The 17,022-nt window shown below is 64.4% G+C and carries 20 protein-coding genes; 6 read left to right on the top strand and 14 right to left on the bottom strand.

The window, feature by feature from the left end:
* Positions 1-7 precede the first annotated feature (7 nt).
* The 7 genes from ASC75_RS17500 to ASC75_RS17470 all read right to left on the bottom strand — a co-directional run bounded on the left by ASC75_RS17500 (position 8) and on the right by ASC75_RS17470 (position 5,849).
* A complete protein-coding gene (locus ASC75_RS17500) occupies positions 8-610 on the bottom strand; it encodes a F0F1 ATP synthase subunit B (protein WP_055978223.1) in 603 nt (200 codons plus the stop codon).
* A gap of 60 nt (positions 611-670) precedes the next feature.
* Entirely contained in the window at positions 671-895 is a 225-nt protein-coding gene (locus ASC75_RS17495) for a F0F1 ATP synthase subunit C (protein ID WP_055978221.1), read from the bottom strand.
* Positions 896-966: 71 nt separating this feature from the next.
* A complete protein-coding gene (locus tag ASC75_RS17490) occupies positions 967-1,716 on the bottom strand; it encodes a F0F1 ATP synthase subunit A (RefSeq protein WP_055978219.1) in 750 nt (249 codons plus the stop codon).
* Between the two features lie 38 nt (positions 1,717-1,754).
* A complete protein-coding gene (locus tag ASC75_RS17485) occupies positions 1,755-2,165 on the bottom strand; it encodes an AtpZ/AtpI family protein (RefSeq protein WP_055978444.1) in 411 nt (136 codons plus the stop codon).
* A 240-nt stretch (positions 2,166-2,405) separates the two neighbouring features.
* The gene (locus tag ASC75_RS17480) at positions 2,406-3,611 is read right to left on the bottom strand and encodes a cell wall hydrolase (RefSeq protein ID WP_055978217.1); all 1,206 of its coding nucleotides are present in this window, start codon (positions 3,609-3,611) and stop codon (positions 2,406-2,408) included.
* A 125-nt stretch (positions 3,612-3,736) separates the two neighbouring features.
* Positions 3,737-5,173 carry a ribosome biogenesis GTPase Der gene (gene der, locus ASC75_RS17475; RefSeq protein ID WP_055978216.1) on the bottom strand — a complete coding sequence of 479 codons (1,437 nt, stop codon included), beginning with the start codon at positions 5,171-5,173 and terminating at the stop codon, positions 3,737-3,739.
* A gap of 10 nt (positions 5,174-5,183) precedes the next feature.
* Positions 5,184-5,849: a tetratricopeptide repeat protein gene (locus tag ASC75_RS17470; RefSeq protein WP_055978214.1), complete on the bottom strand. Its 666-nt coding sequence runs from the start codon at positions 5,847-5,849 to the stop codon at positions 5,184-5,186.
* A gap of 864 nt (positions 5,850-6,713) precedes the next feature.
* Between ASC75_RS17470 and ASC75_RS17465 the strand changes: the two genes are divergently transcribed.
* The gene (locus tag ASC75_RS17465) at positions 6,714-7,709 is read left to right on the top strand and encodes a hypothetical protein (protein WP_055978212.1); all 996 of its coding nucleotides are present in this window, start codon (positions 6,714-6,716) and stop codon (positions 7,707-7,709) included.
* Between the two features lie 175 nt (positions 7,710-7,884).
* Here ASC75_RS17465 and sbmA read toward each other — a convergent pair whose 3' ends face one another.
* Entirely contained in the window at positions 7,885-9,162 is a 1,278-nt protein-coding gene (gene sbmA / locus ASC75_RS17460) for a peptide antibiotic transporter SbmA (protein ID WP_055978210.1), read from the bottom strand.
* Positions 9,163-9,348: 186 nt separating this feature from the next.
* Between sbmA and ASC75_RS17455 the strand changes: the two genes are divergently transcribed.
* Positions 9,349-9,753 (top strand): MAPEG family protein, encoded by a 405-nt coding sequence (locus ASC75_RS17455; protein ID WP_055978209.1) that lies wholly within the window; start codon positions 9,349-9,351, stop codon positions 9,751-9,753.
* Here the strand turns inward: ASC75_RS17455 and ASC75_RS17450 are convergent.
* Positions 9,750-9,959: a hypothetical protein gene (locus ASC75_RS17450; RefSeq protein WP_055978207.1), complete on the bottom strand. Its 210-nt coding sequence runs from the start codon at positions 9,957-9,959 to the stop codon at positions 9,750-9,752. The genes ASC75_RS17455 and ASC75_RS17450 overlap by 4 nt on opposite strands.
* Positions 9,960-10,074: 115 nt before the next feature.
* On the opposite strand from ASC75_RS17450, the gene ASC75_RS17445 reads away from it, so the two are divergent.
* Positions 10,075-10,995, top strand: a complete 921-nt coding sequence (locus ASC75_RS17445) for a LysR substrate-binding domain-containing protein (protein WP_055978205.1) — start codon at positions 10,075-10,077, stop codon at positions 10,993-10,995.
* On the opposite strand, the gene ASC75_RS17440 is transcribed toward ASC75_RS17445, so the two are convergent.
* Positions 10,971-11,321, bottom strand: coding sequence for an ArsC family reductase (locus ASC75_RS17440; RefSeq protein WP_055978443.1), 351 nt, complete (start codon positions 11,319-11,321; stop codon positions 10,971-10,973). The genes ASC75_RS17445 and ASC75_RS17440 overlap by 25 nt on opposite strands.
* 212 nt (positions 11,322-11,533) lie before the next feature.
* On the opposite strand from ASC75_RS17440, the gene ASC75_RS17435 reads away from it, so the two are divergent.
* The 3 genes from ASC75_RS17435 to ASC75_RS17425 all read left to right on the top strand — a co-directional run bounded on the left by ASC75_RS17435 (position 11,534) and on the right by ASC75_RS17425 (position 14,778).
* The gene (locus ASC75_RS17435; protein ID WP_055978203.1) at positions 11,534-11,977 is read left to right on the top strand and encodes a MarR family transcriptional regulator; all 444 of its coding nucleotides are present in this window, start codon (positions 11,534-11,536) and stop codon (positions 11,975-11,977) included.
* A gap of 155 nt (positions 11,978-12,132) precedes the next feature.
* Positions 12,133-13,695 carry an MFS transporter gene (locus tag ASC75_RS17430; protein WP_055978442.1) on the top strand — a complete coding sequence of 521 codons (1,563 nt, stop codon included), beginning with the start codon at positions 12,133-12,135 and terminating at the stop codon, positions 13,693-13,695.
* 6 nt (positions 13,696-13,701) lie between these two features.
* Positions 13,702-14,778: an HlyD family secretion protein gene (locus ASC75_RS17425; protein ID WP_055978201.1), complete on the top strand. Its 1,077-nt coding sequence runs from the start codon at positions 13,702-13,704 to the stop codon at positions 14,776-14,778.
* A 133-nt stretch (positions 14,779-14,911) separates the two neighbouring features.
* Here ASC75_RS17425 and ASC75_RS17420 read toward each other — a convergent pair whose 3' ends face one another.
* The 4 genes from ASC75_RS17420 to ASC75_RS17405 form a co-directional block, all read right to left on the bottom strand.
* Positions 14,912-15,574: an NAD(P)-binding domain-containing protein gene (locus ASC75_RS17420; protein ID WP_244487864.1), complete on the bottom strand. Its 663-nt coding sequence runs from the start codon at positions 15,572-15,574 to the stop codon at positions 14,912-14,914.
* A gap of 142 nt (positions 15,575-15,716) precedes the next feature.
* Complete coding sequence (locus ASC75_RS17415; protein ID WP_055978441.1) at positions 15,717-16,133, bottom strand: GFA family protein; 417 nt, start codon at positions 16,131-16,133, stop codon at positions 15,717-15,719.
* Positions 16,134-16,157: 24 nt separating this feature from the next.
* Complete coding sequence (locus tag ASC75_RS17410) at positions 16,158-16,622, bottom strand: SRPBCC family protein (RefSeq protein WP_055978199.1); 465 nt, start codon at positions 16,620-16,622, stop codon at positions 16,158-16,160.
* A 2-nt stretch (positions 16,623-16,624) separates the two neighbouring features.
* Positions 16,625-16,939 carry a helix-turn-helix domain-containing protein gene (locus ASC75_RS17405; protein ID WP_055978196.1) on the bottom strand — a complete coding sequence of 105 codons (315 nt, stop codon included), beginning with the start codon at positions 16,937-16,939 and terminating at the stop codon, positions 16,625-16,627.
* Between the last annotated feature and the right edge of the window lie 83 nt (positions 16,940-17,022).

Here is a 17,022-nt window from a genome sequence, read left to right as displayed (position 1 = left end):
CTCTCTCCTACTTGCCCGCTGCCTTGACGGCAGCGGCGATGTCGGCCTTGTCGACCTTGCCCGCACCCAGAGCCTGGACGATCGCAGCTGCGGTGTCCTCGGCGATGGAGCCCACTTCCTTCATGGCGTTGGCCTTGATGGTGGCAATGCGGGTCTCGGCAGCGCTGAGCTTCTGGTCAAGCCCGGCTTCGACTTCCTTGCGCTTGGCTTCGGCTTCCGCCTTGGCTGCGTCGCGTGCGTCCTGGCCGATGGCGTTTGCCCTGGCTTTCGCCTCGGCAAGCTCCTGCTCGTATGCGGCCACGGCCGCATCCGCCTCGGACTTCATCCGGGCGGCCTGGTCGAGATCCCCGGCGATGCGATCGCGACGCACCTCGAGGATACCGCCGACACGCGGCAGCACGACGTTCTTCAGGAAAAGATAGAACAGGCCGAAAGTGATCGCGAGCCACAAGAGCTGCGACGGATAGGTCGACGAATCGAAAGGCGGAAACAATCCACCGCCGCCGCCATGCTCCGCACCCGTTTCCGTGTGCGCTGCAGTACCGGCATCGGTTTGAGCTTCCCCAGCCGCAGGCGCGACTTCCTCGGCATAACCCGGCGTGACAAACATCTCTTTCCCCTGTCATCTACCGGCCGCAACTTGCGGCCGGTCAACTCGCCTGCGCGGCTCTTATGCGAAGAGGAGCAGCAGAGCGATGAGGAGCGAGAAGATGCCGAGAGCTTCGGTCACGGCGAAGCCGAAAATCAGGCGGCCGAACTGGCCATCAGCTGCCGACGGGTTGCGCAGGGCGCCCGAGAGGTAGCTGCCGAAAATGGTGCCCAGGCCGATGCCCGCGCCACCCATGCCGAGGGTCGCGATGCCTGCGCCGATTGCCTTTGCTGCGTCTACTTCCATTGTCCAACTCCTTGTGGATCGAAACTTAGTTGCGATTTCCCGACCGGCGGCGAGCCGCCGACGATTCTTGCTCAGTGGCCCGGATGCAGGGCGTCGTTGAGATACATGCAGGTCAGAACCGCAAACACGTAGGCCTGCAGGAATGCGACCAGGACTTCCAGGCCGGTGATCGCGACCGTCATGAACAGCGGCAGGATCGAACCGACGACACCGACAGCGCCGAATGCGCTGAGCGAGGTGACGAACCCGGCAAAAACCTTGAGGGTGATGTGGCCGGCCAGCATGTTGGCGAACAGACGAACCGACAGGCTGATCGGACGCGACAGGAACGAGATCACTTCGATCAGCACCACCAGCGGCACCAGGATGCCCGGCACGCCCTGCGGCACGAAGAGCTTCAGGAAGCCGAAACCGTGCTTCAGGAAGCCGTAGACGATGACGGTACCGATGACCAGCAGTGCCAGCGCGAAGGTGACGATGAGATGGCTGGTGACGGTGAAGAAATAAGGAAACAGGCCGATCAGGTTGGCGACGAGCACGAACATGAACAGCGAAAAGACGAGCGGGAAGAACCGCATGCCCTGCGAACCCGCGGCGTCTCTTAGCATCGAGGCGACAAATTCGTAGGACATCTCCGAAACCGACTGCATGCGGCTCGGCACGAGGCCGCGGCTCGACGTCGTCAGGAACAGGAAGGCGCCCGCAGCGATCACGGTGGCGACCATGAAGGCGGCCGAATTGGTGAAGGAGAAGTCGAGGCCGCCGATCTCGATCGGAATCAATTTCGAGATCTGAAACTGATGAATTGGATCGTTGGCCACGTGGCCCCCCTTCGCCTAAATTGCGCCTTGCAGCGCCACTATTTCTTTTCCGGTCCGTCCGACGGCTTGCCAGACGACCTGACACCCGCCTCGGTAACCATTCCTGCCGAACGCAGGACATTGAGCACACCGGCGCCGAAGCCGAGCAGCAGAAACACGATCAGCCCCCAGGGCGACGTACCTGCCATCCGGTCGATGATCCAGCCGAGACCTACACCCACCGCGATCCCGGCGATGAACTCGCTGGACAGCTTGAGCGCCTGGCCGTAGCCGGTCACACCACTCGACCCTGTACTCTTTTCCCCCTCGCGCTCGGCCTGGCGTCTTGTCGCAAGAGTTGCTTCAAGCTGTTGCCGGCGGCGCTCGAGTTCATCGTCGCGAATGTCGTTTTCAGCTCGATTTTCAGGCCGGTCGTTTCCAGTGTCGCCTGGCCCTGATGGCTTGGCCATTGCAAACTCCCGCCCGGTCCGAGCGTATCCGTTCGTCCGCTTCAAAGTCGCCGGCAACATAGTTAGAGGGCCCCTGCCCGTCAAGCCACGGGGACGCCCATCTAACTAAGTATTTTATATAAGAAAATCATGAGGTTGGCGAAGTGCGACATCCTGCCCGCTGCTCCGTCCGGCGATCAGCGGCCGAATCCCGCGCCAATCGCCCCGCCGGCCCGACTCCACGAGCCAGGCATGAGCGCGTCAGCTCCAGCCGCCGCCATAGGTGCGATAGAAGATGTGCAGGCCGATCTTGGTCATCTTCTTCATGCCGCGGGCCCAGCCCGGATTGACGTAGTTGGCGTAGTAATGGGTCGACGAACCGACCTCGGGGATGAAGATCTTGCCGGCGGTGACCGCCATGGCGACATCCTGGGCCGTCTTGTAGTGCGACGGGCTGGTGACTCGGTCCTTGATGCCGTCGCAGGCGAACGAGAACTGGCAGCGGTTGAACCAGCCGTCATTCTGGTAGACGACGCCGCAGATGCTGCCGGGATAGGCAGGGTTGCGGACGCGGTTGAGGATGACCTGGGCGACGGCCGCCTGGCCGCGCACCGATTCGCCACGCGCCTCGAAGTAGATGCCGTTGGCGAGGCAGGCCTGCTCGGCCTTGGAGAAGACGCTGGCCGGCAGCGGGTTCTGCAGCCACGCATGATCGCCCTTGCCCATCGGCGGGATGAAGCGGCCGCTCGCCTCGTCCTCGTCGCGCAGCAGCGCTTCGAAGGGCGAAGCCTTGGCATAGTCAGGCTCGGCCGGGGCGTAGGCGGTGGCGAGGATGTCCGGCTTGTCGTTGTTGACCAGCGACGCCAGCATCGGCGGCACGCCGGAGGCCTTGCTCTTCGTTTCCTTGGCGTGGAAGGCGGCGGCGATCTCGACTTCCTTGCCCCGGATGTCGGGCTTGGCGAAGGTCATCTTGATGCTGCTATCGAGCGCCGGGCGCAGCAACGAGCTGGTGCGCTCGAATACCGAACCGGCGGTGAAATTCCTCGGCGGCGCGACCGGCGAGACATTGATGATGCGGCCCTTCTTGTCGACGCGGACGATGCGGTCCTCGTCGGGAAGATCGGATGCGCCGAATTTCTTGCCGCGGAACGAGACGGTGCCGACGCCGGCGATCTTGACGCCCGACCCTGAGATCGGGCCGGTGACGATGCCGTCGACGAAGGGCATTTCGGCGGCATGGACCGAGCCGGCGGCGGCTTTCTCGACGTAGGAGCTCCAGCGCGCCTTGGGGCCTTCGAGGCCGGAGACGAGGCTGGTCATGTCCTGGTAGGCAGCGACGGTGGGAAAGCCGAGCCAGATTCCGAGCCCGACGATGGCGGGCGCCAGGAACGAACGTCTTCCCTCGCGGGCAGCAGCAATTCCCTCGCGGGCAGCAGCAAACCGCCGCTTCACAACTCGTCGATGCACGGAAACTCTCCAGGACGCAACACACCCTACTGGAGATGAAAATGATGCATTAACCTTGATGGAGCGTTAACGGGCGCAACGGTGCGCCATGCAAGAAGGGCCCGCGATGCGAGCCCTTCGATGCTTCACTTCTTCTTTTTGGCGCGCCCGGCGAACGGGTTGTCCGAGGTGCGCAGCGCCATGCGGATCGGCACGCCGGGCATGTCGAAGGCGTCGCGCAAATTGTTGACGAGATAGCGCACATAGGACTGCGGCATCGCATCGGGGCGCGAGCAGGAGACGACGAAGCCGGGCGGCCTGGTCTTTGCCTGGGTGATGTACTTGACCTTGAGGCGGCGGCCGGCGACGGCGGGCGGCGGGTGATGGGCCAGGATGCCTTCGAGCCAGCGGTTGAGCTTGCCGGTCGAGATGCGGCTGTTCCATACGCGGTGCGTCTTCATGACCGCGTCCATCAGCTTGTCGAGCCCGCGACCGGTTTCGGCCGACATCGGCACCGCCTGCAGGCCACGCGCCTGAGGCAGCAGCCGCTCGGTCTTTTCGCGCAGTTCGGCGAGCGCTTCCTGCGGGTTGTCGATGAGGTCCCACTTGTTGAAGGCGATGACGGGTGCCCTGCCCTCGCGGATGATCAGGTCGGCGATCTGCAGGTCCTGCTTCTCGAACGGGATCGTCGCATCGAGCACGATGATGACGATCTCGGCGAAGCGGATGGCGCGCAGGCCGTCCTGCACCGAGAGCTTTTCGAGCTTTTCCTGGACCTTGGCCTTGCGGCGCATGCCGGCGGTGTCGAACAGCTTGATGCCGCGGCCGCGCCAATCCCAGTCGACCGAGATCGAATCGCGGGTGATGCCGGCTTCCGGTCCGGTCAGCAGGCGCTCTTCGCCGATCAGCGCATTGATCAGCGTCGACTTGCCGGCATTGGGCCGGCCGACGACGGCGATGCGCAGCGGCTTGGTCTCGTCGTAGGCGTGCTCGTCCTCGGCGTCGGGATCGGCGATGTCCTCGCCGATTAGCACGTCGCTTTCGGCGATGTCGTCGGCATCGTCCTCGTCGTCGGCAAAGACGCGTTCCTTGCCGAGCGCCTCGACGACGGCGTCGCGCAGGTCGGGCATACCGAGGCCATGCTCGGCCGAAATCTGCACCGGTTCGCCGATGCCGAGTTCCCATGCCTCGAGCGCGCCGCCCTGGGCGCCGCGCGCCTCGGACTTGTTGGCGACGAGCACCACCGGCTTGCCGGAGCGGCGCACGATCTCGACGAAGGTACGGTCGTCAGGGGTCAGGCCGGCCTTGGCGTCGACCATGAAGAAGATGAGATCGGCCTCGTGGATGGCGATCTCGGTCTGAGCCCGCATGCGGCCCTGCAAGGTCGCCGCACCGGCGTCCTCGAAACCAGCGGTGTCGATGACGTCGAAGACGAGATCGTAAAGCTTGGCCGGATGGACGCGGCGGTCGCGCGTCACGCCTGGCGTGTCGTCGACAAGGGCAATCTTCTTTCCCACCAAGCGGTTGAAAAGAGTGGATTTGCCGACGTTGGGCCGGCCGATTATCGCAATCTTGAAAGCCATCGGGCCCGCATCACGACGCGTTGCCGGAACCGCGGATCAGTTCGGCCAGGAGGTTGGAGCGCTGACGCGCGTTGCGCGGGGCGCCTTCATCGGAAGCGATCTGCTCGAACAGCTTGAGCGCGTCGGGAAGCTTGCCTTCCTTCCAGGCGGAGAGGCCGAGAGCCTCGCGGGCGGAATGGCGCAGCGGATTGGTGTCGTTGGTCAGCGCCTCGACGCGGGCCGAGACGTCGGCGTAGGAGCCGTGGTCGACCAGCAGCATGGCGGCGCGCAGGCGGGCGATGTCGCGGATGACGGCAGGGATCGAGCTGTCGGCGGCGACTTCGTCGAAGCCGGCGATCGCAGCCTTGAAGTCGCGCTTGTCGGCCTGGACGGTGGCGGCACGCATGCTGGCCAGCAGCGGATAGGCGCCGTAGCCATCCTTTTCGAGCGCTTCGAAGGCGGCGAGCGCCTCGTCGGCCTTGCCGGAGTTGGCGAGCGTCAGCGCCTGCGAGAACTGGTCGCCGGAGCGGTTGGCCTCGGTCTCGACCCAATATTCCCAGGCGACGAAAAGGCCCGTGCCGATCACGACCAGAACGGCGAGCACGATGGCCAAGGGGCCAAAACGGTCCCACAGGGCCTTCGCCTGCTCCTGGCGAATTTCCTCGTTTACCTCACGAAAGAAACTGTCGTCCGACATGCTATCCAACCACCTTTGCCCCCTCGGGGCCGTTTGAGCCTGCGTTTTAGCGGAATTTCGCCGCCATGGAAGGGGGCGGGGTGGAAATTCGGTGAAAGGCAAGAACCTGCCTTGCCACGCCCCGTTTCCGGTCTGGCCATTGTCATCCTTCGGAAGCGGGGCGCGAGGCCGTGCCTTCCGATAGTTTAGTAATGGCGCGACGTCCGCGCCCCGCCGGCGATTTCTGTTCCCGTCCGTTCCGCTTCCGGGGCATCGGCATTTTCGCCCGTGCCCCCACTAGCGCATCGTCCAGCGCACCCGGGCCGTAGTGCCCGAAGGGGAACCCTTGGACGGAACCTCCCCGGACCGTGAGCCACGTTAGCCCACGAGCGGAGGCGCCGGTTCCTCCCCGCATGCCACCGTCGCGACCGGCGTTCCCGCGGGAGGAACTGGCATGGATTGTAAGGGAGGTCTGGAGGGCGTGGAGAAACAGGGCCGGCTATCCACGCGGATTGCTGACAGATGGTGACACGTGGGAGGCGGAGGCAGTGCCTTGTGAAGCAAACTTCTGGCCTCTCATTCCTTCGCCCCCCCTCTGCCTTGCCGGCGTTCGATGCTCGAAAAGCCAAGCAGTTGGTTTTTCGTCCGCTGCGCGGACCGCATCTCACCCCCCAGGCAAGAGGGGAGCGCGAAGGAATGAGGCGATGAAGATCAGGAGCCGCAGGACCCAACAACAATCACCGACCGTGAAGAAACATTCCACGCCGGGCCAACTGCACCCAGCACCACGCTACATGCCGCATTCCACCGCGAACGCATCCATGCCACATTTCGGCCGTACCCGCCTTTTGTCGCCAAGCCCCCGAAATCGCATCGAAGTTCGCCATGTCCAAAGCGTTCCGCCTCAGTGTCCTGTTGTCCGCATCGCTGATGGCGTTGCCGGCGGCGGCCGGCCCTGCCCCCAAGGTCGACGAGGTCAAGGAACCGCAAGTGGTGCTGATCTCGTTCGACGGCGCGCACGATGTCGCCCAGTGGCAGCGCAGCCGCAACCTCGCCGCACGCAGCGGGGCACGCTTCACCTATTTCCTGTCCTGCGTCTTCCTTCTGTCGCGCGAGACCCGCGCCGAGTACCGCGCGCCGGGCAAATCGGCAGGCAAGTCGAATGTCGGCTTCGCCATGAACAGGCAGGAGGTGGCCGACAGGCTGGGCCAGATCAACCTGGCGGCAGCCGAAGGCAACGAAATCGCCAGCCACGGCTGCGGCCATTTCGACGGCGGCAAGTGGAGCAAGGCCGAGTGGACCAAGGAGTTCGACGCCTTCTCGACCATCATGCGCGATGCCTACAAGATCAACGGCATTGCGCCCGAGCCGGCTGGCTGGGCCGGCATCGCCGCCTCGGTGAAGGGCTTCCGGGCGCCATATCTGTCCGACAGCAAGGGCCTGACGGCGGCGCTGCACGACAAGGGTTTTGCCTACAATGCCAGCGGCGTGTCGCGCGGGCCGGAAGAACCCCGGCTCGACGGCAGCATGATGGAGTTTGCGCTGCCGCTCATTCCGGAGGGCCCTTCGGAGCGGCGCATCATCGCGATGGACTATAATCTGTACGTCCGCCACTCCGGCGGCGTGGACAAGCCCGAAGAAGCGGCGACATACGAAAACCGCGCCTATGGCGCGTTCCGGCAGGCCTTCGACACGCAATATGCGGGCGGCCGCATCCCGCTGCAGATCGGCTTCCACTTCACGCTGATGAACGACGGGGCCTATTGGCGCGCGCTGGAACGCTTCGCCAGCGAGGTGTGCGTGAAATCGGACGTCGAATGCATCAGCTATGCCGACTTCGTGGCGCGGCGCAACGACGCCCCGGTGCAGACCGGCGGGTGAAGCGAGGCTTTTCTTCAAACGGGACGGTGACGCCCCCCTCCCCCTTGTGGGGAGGGATAGAGGGTGGGGGTACTGCCAACGCTTCCGCTGGCCATCATCCAAAAATCATAAGGGTAGGAGAACTTCACCCCCACCCCTCAAGGGGGAGGGGAGCGCGGACGTTGCGCCAGACCAATCACGCCACCGGCTGGTCTTTAGGCTTCAAGCCAGCCTTTTCGCGATCGAGATAGCGCTGGTCGATGTCGGGCAGCGCCTCGCCCACGAGCGTCGCCTCGAAGGCGCGCAGGCGCTTGTAGACCGACAGCAGCTCGACGATGGTCGACCAGGAATTGACCAGGAACTGGAACGAGCTGGTGACCTGGGAGAAGGCGTAGCTGATCTGGTTCATCAGGCCGAGCGTCAGCTTTCCGGCCGCAATGGACGGCACCATGACGACCAGCGAGAAGATGTTGTTGGCCTGAAGGTAGGTGTAGCGGACGACGTTGAAATAGACGTAGTGGAAATAGAGCCGGAAGTAGTTGCGGCGGACGTTGGCGAACAATTCGGTGACGGTTGCCGGCTGGGCGCGGTCCTCGTGATCCTCGCCATAGACGAGTTCCTTGCGGTAGGCGGCCTCGACGCGCTGGTTGCGGAACTGCAGACCCGGCAGCTTATAGCCGGCAAGAACCAGGCTGACCGTGCCGAAGATCGACCAGGCGATGGCTGCGACCAGAAGCGGCTGCTTGACTTCACCCAGCAGCGGCAGGTGCGTGATGTGGGTCGACAGTTGGATGAGCACCGGCGTGAAGGCAATCAGCGTCATGATCGAGTCGATGAAGTTGACACCCAGGCCCTCCATGATCTGGGCAAAGCGCATGGTGTCTTCCTGCACGCGCTGGGAGGCACCCTCGATGTGGCGCAGGCGCGACCAGTGTTCCATGTAGTAGCCGTTCATCGCCATGCGCCAGCGGAAGATCCAGTGGCTGACGAAGAAGGCGTTGACGACGGCAATGTTCATGCCCAGCAAGGCCAGGCCGGCAAAGCTCGCGACCTCCCAATAGAGCTGCTCGTCGGTCGCCGTGGTGGCCTTGGACAGGACGTTCTGGATGAGGTCGTAGAACGGGCCGTACCAGTTGTTGACGGCGACGCTGACCTGGACCTGGAAATAGACGACGAACAGAATGAGCGCCGTGCCGAGGACCGACCAACGCTGCCAGGGATGCGGCGAGAACCAGGCCCAAAAGGCGTAGAAGATCATCACGCCGACGAAGAAATAGATGTAGAACCACAGGAAGGGCGGCGACCAGAACACCGACACGCCGATGATCTTGGGGGCGTCGGCAGCCGCCGGCGGCATACCGAAGACGGCCCCCAATTGTTCGCCTCCGAAGAACCAAGCCAGGACAAGGACGAGGCTCCAGACGGCAGCCGAGGAGAAAAACAGCTTCGGCTGCGGGAAGAAGGATACGAACACGCTTCAGGGTTCCTTTCGGCGTTCTGCGGCCCATGCAAAACATGCATATGCAATTTGCCGCATGAAGTCATACTTCGCGCCGGATGGGAATCCCCGCGGGCGCATCGACATTGCAATGCGCGCCGGATCGTGGCGATTTTCGGCCCCCGACCATTACAGTTTGGCAATGCAAGCACGGAACCCGCGATGAACCAGTCAGCCCTTGCCGCAGCCGGGCTCTATGCCGCGCTCAATGCCCTGATCCTGCTGTGGCTGACGATGGCGACCGCGCTGGTGCGGCGCAGGCACATGGTGGCGATCGGCGACGGCGGGGTGGAGCATCTGCGCAGGACCATGCGCGGCCATGCCAACGCCGCCGAGAACATGCCGGTGATGCTGATCCTGCTCGGCCTTGCCGCAGTGCTCGGCGCGCCGGCGCTGGCTATCCATGTGCTGGGCGCGGCCTTCACCTTCGGCCGCGCGGTCCATGCCTGGCACTTCACCCACCAGACGGCGGCGCATTGGCAGCGGGCGACCGGCTTCGGGCTGAGCATGATGACGATCGCTGCCGCGGCACTCGGCGTGCTGGGTCATGCGCTCGCGCTTATCTAGGCGCGGCAGGCGCCCTCGCCCGGAACCGGCAGGGCCCGCCTGAAGCCACGACCGAGCGGCAGGTCGCCGAGCTCGCGTGCATCCATGCGCTCTATGTCGGGATGGGACAGCGGATCGCGCAGCCAGGCGAGAAAGCGTTCGCTGTCGCTGCCTTGGTTGTCGTGCCGGCCTTGCAGCAGGGTGGTGAGGCTTGAGAAAATCTTCATCTGACTTCTCCCGAAGCGTTGGTCCTTTCACTCAAATTCGGCTATAAACGCTGTTCCTACAATCAAGAACTTGGCTGACGGAGTTTAGAAAATCTCAAGTCAGGCGCTCAGTCGCGTGCATCTCAACCGCGTGCATCTCAACGGGCTCCGCGCGGTGGAGAGCGTGGCGCGCTGCGGCTCGCTGGTCAAGGCGGCAGAGGAGCTGGGCGTCTCGGCCAGTGCGGTGAGCCAGCAGATCGGCCGCACCGAGGCGCAGCTGGGCCGCGCGATCTTCCAGCGCACCGGGACGGGGCTGGCGCCGACGGCGTTCGGCGCCAAGTTCTGCGCCAGGCTGACGAGCGGCTTCCAGGAGCTGGGGCGCGCGGTGGCGCTGGCCGACGAGGCGAGTTCGAAGATGCTGGTGGTGTCGGTGGCGCCGGCCTTCGCCTCGCGCTTCCTGGTGCAGCGGCTCAGCCGCTTCAACCAGCGTTTTCCCGAGCTGAAGCTGAGGATCGACGCCTCGACCGGGCTTGTCGATCTCGACCATTCCGACGTCGACCTGGCGATCCGCATGGGCGACGGCAAGTGGCCGGGGGTGCGGGCGGAGCTTTTGCTGGCGCAGGAGGTGTTTCCCGTCTGCGCGCCGGCGCTGGCGGCCAGGCTGAAGCGGCCGGCCGACATCGCGCAGCTGCCGGTCATCGCCGACGAAAGCACCATGATCAGCTGGGAGCGCTGGTTCGAGGCGGCGGGGCTTGCGCCCTACCCGGTGCTGCCGGCGGGCCCTGCCTTCACCGACCCGATCCTCGGCATCGATGCGGCGATCGCCGGCCAGGGCGTGGCGCTGGCCTGGCAGTTGCTGTCGGCCGACGCCTTGGCCGACGGGCGGCTGGTGGCGCCGTTCGGCATCACGGTGGCGAGCGGGCTCGGCTACTACCTGGTGACGTCGGCGACCGAGCGGCCGCCGCGCAAGGTCAGGGAGTTTTCAGGCTGGCTGGCCGAGGAGGTTGCCGCGACGATGGCGCGGTTCGGATGTCAGCCCGAAAAGGCAGCGTCGTAGATTTCGGGCTTGAAGCCGACGATGCGGCGGCTGCCGAGATCGAGCATCGGGCGCTTGATCATCGAGGGCTGCGCCAGCATCAGCGCGACGGCCTTTTCGGCATCGATGCCGGCCTTGTCGGCGTCGGGCAGCTTCTTGAAGGTGGTGCCGGCGCGGTTGAGCACGGTCTCCCAGCCGAACTCGCCAACCCACTTTTCCAGGCTTGCGCGGTCGACGCCGGCTGCCTTGTAGTCGTGGAAGTCGTAGGCGACGCCGCGGCCCTCGAGCCAAATGCGAGCCTTCTTGATCGTGTCGCAGTTCTTGATGCCGTACATTTTGATGGGCAAGGTCGGGTTGATGGGCAAGGTCGGGCCTCCGCGTCTGGCGGCCGGGCGGCATTGCCGACTCGACCGTTTCGGTTGCGGCTAGCTTGTACATCGAGGCCGCTTTGGCAAGCGCGCGGCGGCGCCGGTGCCGGTGCTGTACGCCTTGCAAAACGCCTCGGGATTAATTACATAGGAAGCTAATCATTTCTATACTAATAAAAAAGGGGATCGAGATGAGCGACGAAGCCTTGAAGGCGGCATTTTTCGACGAACTGCTGAAGGTCAACCGCAAGATGCGGACGATGTTCGACGCCCGGGTCAAGAAGCGCGGGCTGACGCTGGCGCGCGCCCGGCTGATGATGCAGATCGCCGAGTGCGAAGGCAAGACGCAGGCCGAGCTGGCGGAGCAGATGCACATCGAGCAGCCGTCGCTGGTCGGCCTGATCGACGGACTGGAAAAGAAGGGGCTGGTGGTGCGCTGCACCACCGACGACGACCGGCGCGCAAAACGCATCTTCCTGACGCCCACCGCCCGGCGCGAGACCGACGGCATGCGGGCCTTCGTCGCCGAGCTGCGCAACCGGGTGCTGGCCGGCGTCGACGACGCCGACATCGAGAGCGCCACCCGCGTGCTGAGCGTGCTCAGCCGCAACATCGGCGAGGCCGCCTGCGAATAGGGATGGCCGAGATGCAGCAGGCACCGGATACCGGCGAAGGCCGTGGTAAGACGGCCGAGCCCGGGCAAGCCGCTGCGGCGACCCGGAGTGAGGTGCCTGTCGCGCCGCAGCCTGCTGCGCCGGCGCCAGCACCCCCGGCCTTCGTGCCCAAGCCGATGCCGATGGCCGCGGCCTATGTCTGCGCCTCGGTGGTGCTGGCGCTGACGCAGGGGCTGGGCATGAACCTGGTCGCCGCCAACGTGCCGCAGATCCAGGGTTCGATCGGCGCGACGGCGACGGAGACGACGTGGCTGGTCGCCGCCTACATGGCGCCGAACGTCTCGCTGGCGCTGGCGCTGATCAAGATCAGGACGCAATACGGCCTGCGCAACTTCGCCGAGCTGAGCATCCTCGGCTTCGTCGTCGCCTGCGTGCTCAACCTGTTCATCTCCGACCTGCAGTCGGCGCTGGCGGTGCGCTTCATGAGCGGCATCGCGGCCGCACCGATGTCGACACTCGCCTTCCTCTACATGCTGGAATCGTTTTCGCCGGAAAAGAAGCTGAATGTCGGCCTGCCGCTGGCGCTGACCAGCATCGCGCTGGGATCGCCGGTGGCGCGGCTGATCTCGCCCGCCCTGTTCGACATCGGCGGCTTTCACGCCGTGACCATGTTCGAGCTCGGCATGGCGATGGTCGCCTTCGCGCTGGTCTACGCCTTGCCGCTGGCGCCGCAGCCGCGCGCCAGGGTGATCGGGAAGCTCGACGTGATCAGCTACCTGCTTATCGCCACAGGCTTCGGGGCAACCGCCATCGTGCTGGTGCTGGGGCGGCTCTACTGGTGGCTGGAAGCGCCGTGGATCGGCGTGCTGCTGGCGCTGGCCGTGGCCTGCATCACCATTGCCGCCGTCATCGAGCTCAACCGCGAGAACCCGCTGCTCGACATACGCTGGCTGGCGAGCCCGCCGATCCTGCATTTCACCGGCGTGCTGCTGATGTTCCGCCTGGTGCTGTCCGAACAGACGCTGGGCGCCTCCAGCCTGTTCCAGGCGCTCGGCCTCAGCAACGAACAGACGCGCTCGGTCTATGGGGTGATCCTGGTCGCCTCGATCGCCGGCGGGCTGACCTGTGCCGCGCTGATGAAGCACGGCAAGGAGGAGCGCATCCACATCGCGGCGCTGATCCTGATCGCCATCGGTGCCTACATGGACAGCCGCGCCACCAACCTGACGCGGCCGGAGCAGGTGTTCTACAGCCAGGCATTGATCGCCTTTGCCGGGGCGCTGATCCTGCCGCCGGCGATGAAGAGCGGGCTGATGTCGGCGCTCAAGAAGGGGCCGAACTACATCCTCAGCTTCATCATCGTGTTCCTGACCACCCAGAGCCTCGGCGGCCTGCTGGGCTCGGCGGTGTTCACCACCTTCGTCACCAGCCGCGAGCAGTTTCACCACAACATGCTGGTGGAAGACATCGCGCTGACCGACCCGCTGGTGGCGCAGCGCGTGGCCCAGCTCGGCGGCGCCTATTCGCGCGTCATCACCGACAAGGCGTTGCTGAACGCCGAGGGGCTGCAGTTGCTGTCGCAGCAGGCGACGCGCGAGGCCTATGTGCTAGCCTACAACGACGCCTTCCTGCTGATCACGGCGATCGCGCTGGTGTCGCTGGTCCTGCTTCTCGCCCATATCGCCATCGTGGCCCTCCGAAACCGGACCGCCGCGCCCCAAGTTCCAGCCACTACGTGAACCGCCATGCTATCCAAGAGCCTCCATCTCCTGCGTTCCGCCAGCACCATCCTGGCCATCCTCCTCGGCATCGCCGGGCTGACGCTGATCCTCTATGTCTGGCAACTGCCGCCGTTCAGGAGTTCGGTCGAGATCACCGAAAACGCCTATGTGCGCGGCCAGCCGACCATACTGGCGCCGCAACTGTCGGGGACTGTCGCCGAAGTCGCGGTGCAGGATTTCCAGAACGTCGAGGCGGGCCAGCTGCTGGTCCGGATCGACGACCGCATCTTCGTCCAGAAGCTGGAACAGGCGCGGGCGACACTGGCATCGCAGCAGGCGGCACTGGCGAATTCCGAGCAGCAGCGGCATTCGGCCGAGGCGCGCGTCAAGTCGGCGGAGGCGCAGGTCGCTTCCGCCAAGGTCGCCTATGACAATGCCCTGGCAAGCTGGGGCCGGATCGAGCCGCTGCTGGCGCGCGGCGTGTCGACGCTGAGCGAAGCCGACAAGTCGCGCACCGCACTCGAACAGGCGCGCGCCGCCCACAGCCAGGCGGAAGCCGCACTCGAGGTGACGCGGCAAGACCTGCAAGCGACGATCGTCAGCCGCGCAGCACTGGAAGCAGCGGTCTCGGGCGCGGAAGCAACCGTGCATCTCGCCGAGATCGACCTCAAGAACACACGCATCGTGGCGCCCGAGGACGGGCGGCTCGGCGAGGTCGGCGCGCGGCTCGGAAAATATGTGGCGCCGGGCACGCAGCTGGTGGCGCTGGTGCCCGAGCGGATCTGGGTGGTCGCCAATTTCAAGGAGACCCAGCTTGCCGGCATGAAGGCGGGCCAGCCGGTGACATTCACCGTCGACGCGCTGGGACACACCCGGCTCGACGGCCACGTCGAGCGATTTGCCCCGGCGACCGGATCGGAATTCAGCGTGCTACGGCCCGACAACGCCACCGGCAACTTCACCAAGGTGGCGCAGCGCCTGCCGGTACGCATCAGCATCGAGCCGGGCCAGGCGATGGCCGACAGGCTGGCGCCCGGCATGTCGGTGGTGGTCAGCATCGACACGGCGGCGCAGCCACTGGTCGAGACGGCAGCACATTAAATGTTGGCTTTCAGGACGTCCTGAAAGCCAACACTAGAGTGGGTTCAGCGCGCGGTTCGTGGCAATCTGTGCTGCGTGGACTTCGGCATATGTCGGATTATCGGCAAAGAGCCGGAGGTGGCTGTCCCACCATTCATTGTCGCGGATTCTCGGCGCTTTGCCCTGGACTGCCGCAGCAAGGGCATGGCGGGTCTTGTCGGCATCGTAATCGCAGCAATAAACAGGCGTAAGCGGGTCCCTGGCGCCAGGACTGCGCCAGGGACCCGCCGTCGACGGGGTCAAAGCCGAATTCAGTTATCAGCCTCATGACGATCTGCTTGCCTCGCGCATCATCACCAGCCACCGGAATTGCGAGACGTCCCTGCGTGCCTTCCGGCGTGCCGAGTTCGGCGAGAGTGTAGAACAACAAGCTGTTGAACGCCTTGAAGATCGGGCGCCCTAGCTGCCGCGACACCCAGATGCTTTCAGGCATCCCGACATCGATCTCGACAAGATGCGGGTCGCGTATCCCGGGAAAATAGTTGCTGACATCAATGATGACCACGTCGTCCGCAGCGCGATCGAACAGATCCGTCGGAAGCTTAGCCGCGGCCGGAAAAGGTATCGCAAGCAGCACGACCTCCGCGCCATCGACCGCTCCGCGAATGTCGGTCGCCCGAGCGCCGATATCGGCTGCGAACGCCAGAACCGCCTCTGCGCCACGCGAATTGGCCACGCTGACATCATGGCCTTGTTCGCTGCACTTGCGAGCCAGGGCTCCCCCCATCTCGCCAATGCCAATGACACCGATTTTCATTCTTTTGCCTTTCCTCGGGCATTTATCAGCAGCTAGTTCTGATGGGGCGGAGCATCCCGGTCGTATGAGCGCCTCGATTGGCATCACCGTGTCTCAGGCGTCGAAGGAACCGTCCCGCGCCCAGCATCCGCAACGCCTCAATTCAACCTGGCGGCATCCTCTCGAACTGCAGCAAGGCGGGATCGACGGTGTCCCAGACGTGGCCGCGGATGGTGTATGTGACCGCCTGCGGATTGAACTGGCCCGGGTCGTCCAGGCTGGCCGCGTGGATCGCGATCACATCCGGCATTGCGACGAATGTCAGGTAGACCGGCGTTCCGCAGGTCGGGCAGAAGGCGTGGATCTTTTCGGCGCCGCTGTCGGCTGCGACCCGCCAGGTTTTCGCTTCGCCCGTTATCCTGACATCGGCCTTGCCGGCGAAACTCAGATATGAACCATGCCCGGTGCCGCTTCGTTTCTGGCAATCGCGGCATTGGCAGTGGTTTTCGAAGACGGGCTGGCTGCCCGTTTCATAGCGGATCGCGCCGCAGGCACATCCGCCGGCATAGAGCCTGGTCATCGACATTCTCCTTTCTGGCTGGCCTCAGGCCGCTTTCGGCTTGGCGAAAATGTCGAGGGCTCGGCCGGTTTCGAGGAAGGACTTCAGGCTGGAGAGCACGATCGGCCAGCCTTTGCTGATGCCGTTCGCCATGCCGCTGCCGGCTTCGAGCTCGTCATGAATGACGGTCAGCCGAACCATGCTCTCATATTCCTCGATCTCGAACGTCACCCGGCTGTGGCTGGTCGGATCGGCGGCCTGCGAGGCGTTTGCCCAACTGATGACGAGACGGGACGGCGGCGAGATTTCGATGACCTTGCCGACGAGCTCGACGGTGCGCTCGTCATTGGCGCGGACATGCTCCCACTTCGAACCGGGGTTCCAGTCCGAGACGTTCTCATGGCCCCAGTAACGCCTTGCGACGTCGGGCCTGGTGACGGCTTCGAACACCTTTTGCGGCGTCGAGAGAATGTAGGTCACGTAGACAAAGCTGGTCTTTTCCGTGGTCATCGTCACTCTCCTTCGAGTTCCTTCTTCAGATCGTGCAGCAGGGTGAGCCGCTGACGTTCGAACTTCCGCACCCAACGTTCGTAGACCTCGTGCAACGGCACCGGGTTGATGAAGTGCAGCTTTTCCCGACCGCGCCTGACCGTGCTCACCAGATTGGCCGCCTCCAGGATTTCGAGGTGCTGGGTGGCGGATTGCCGGGTCATTTCAAGGTTTTCGCAAAGCTGGCCAAGCGTCTGCCCGTTCTGTTCACACAGAAGGTCGAGCAGCCTCCTGCGTGTCGGGTCGCCCAGCGCTTTGAAAACCTTGTCAGTGTCCATAGGTCTCACTCGTCAGTGAGATCATAATATGCAGGCAAATACCTGCATGTCAATTCACGGCACATGCCTGCTGACAAGGGGCA

The organism is Aminobacter sp. DSM 101952, assembly GCF_001424795.1.
Taxonomy (GTDB): domain Bacteria; phylum Pseudomonadota; class Alphaproteobacteria; order Rhizobiales; family Rhizobiaceae; genus Aminobacter; species Aminobacter aganoensis.
This window is presented reverse-complemented; position numbering and strand designations above follow the sequence as displayed.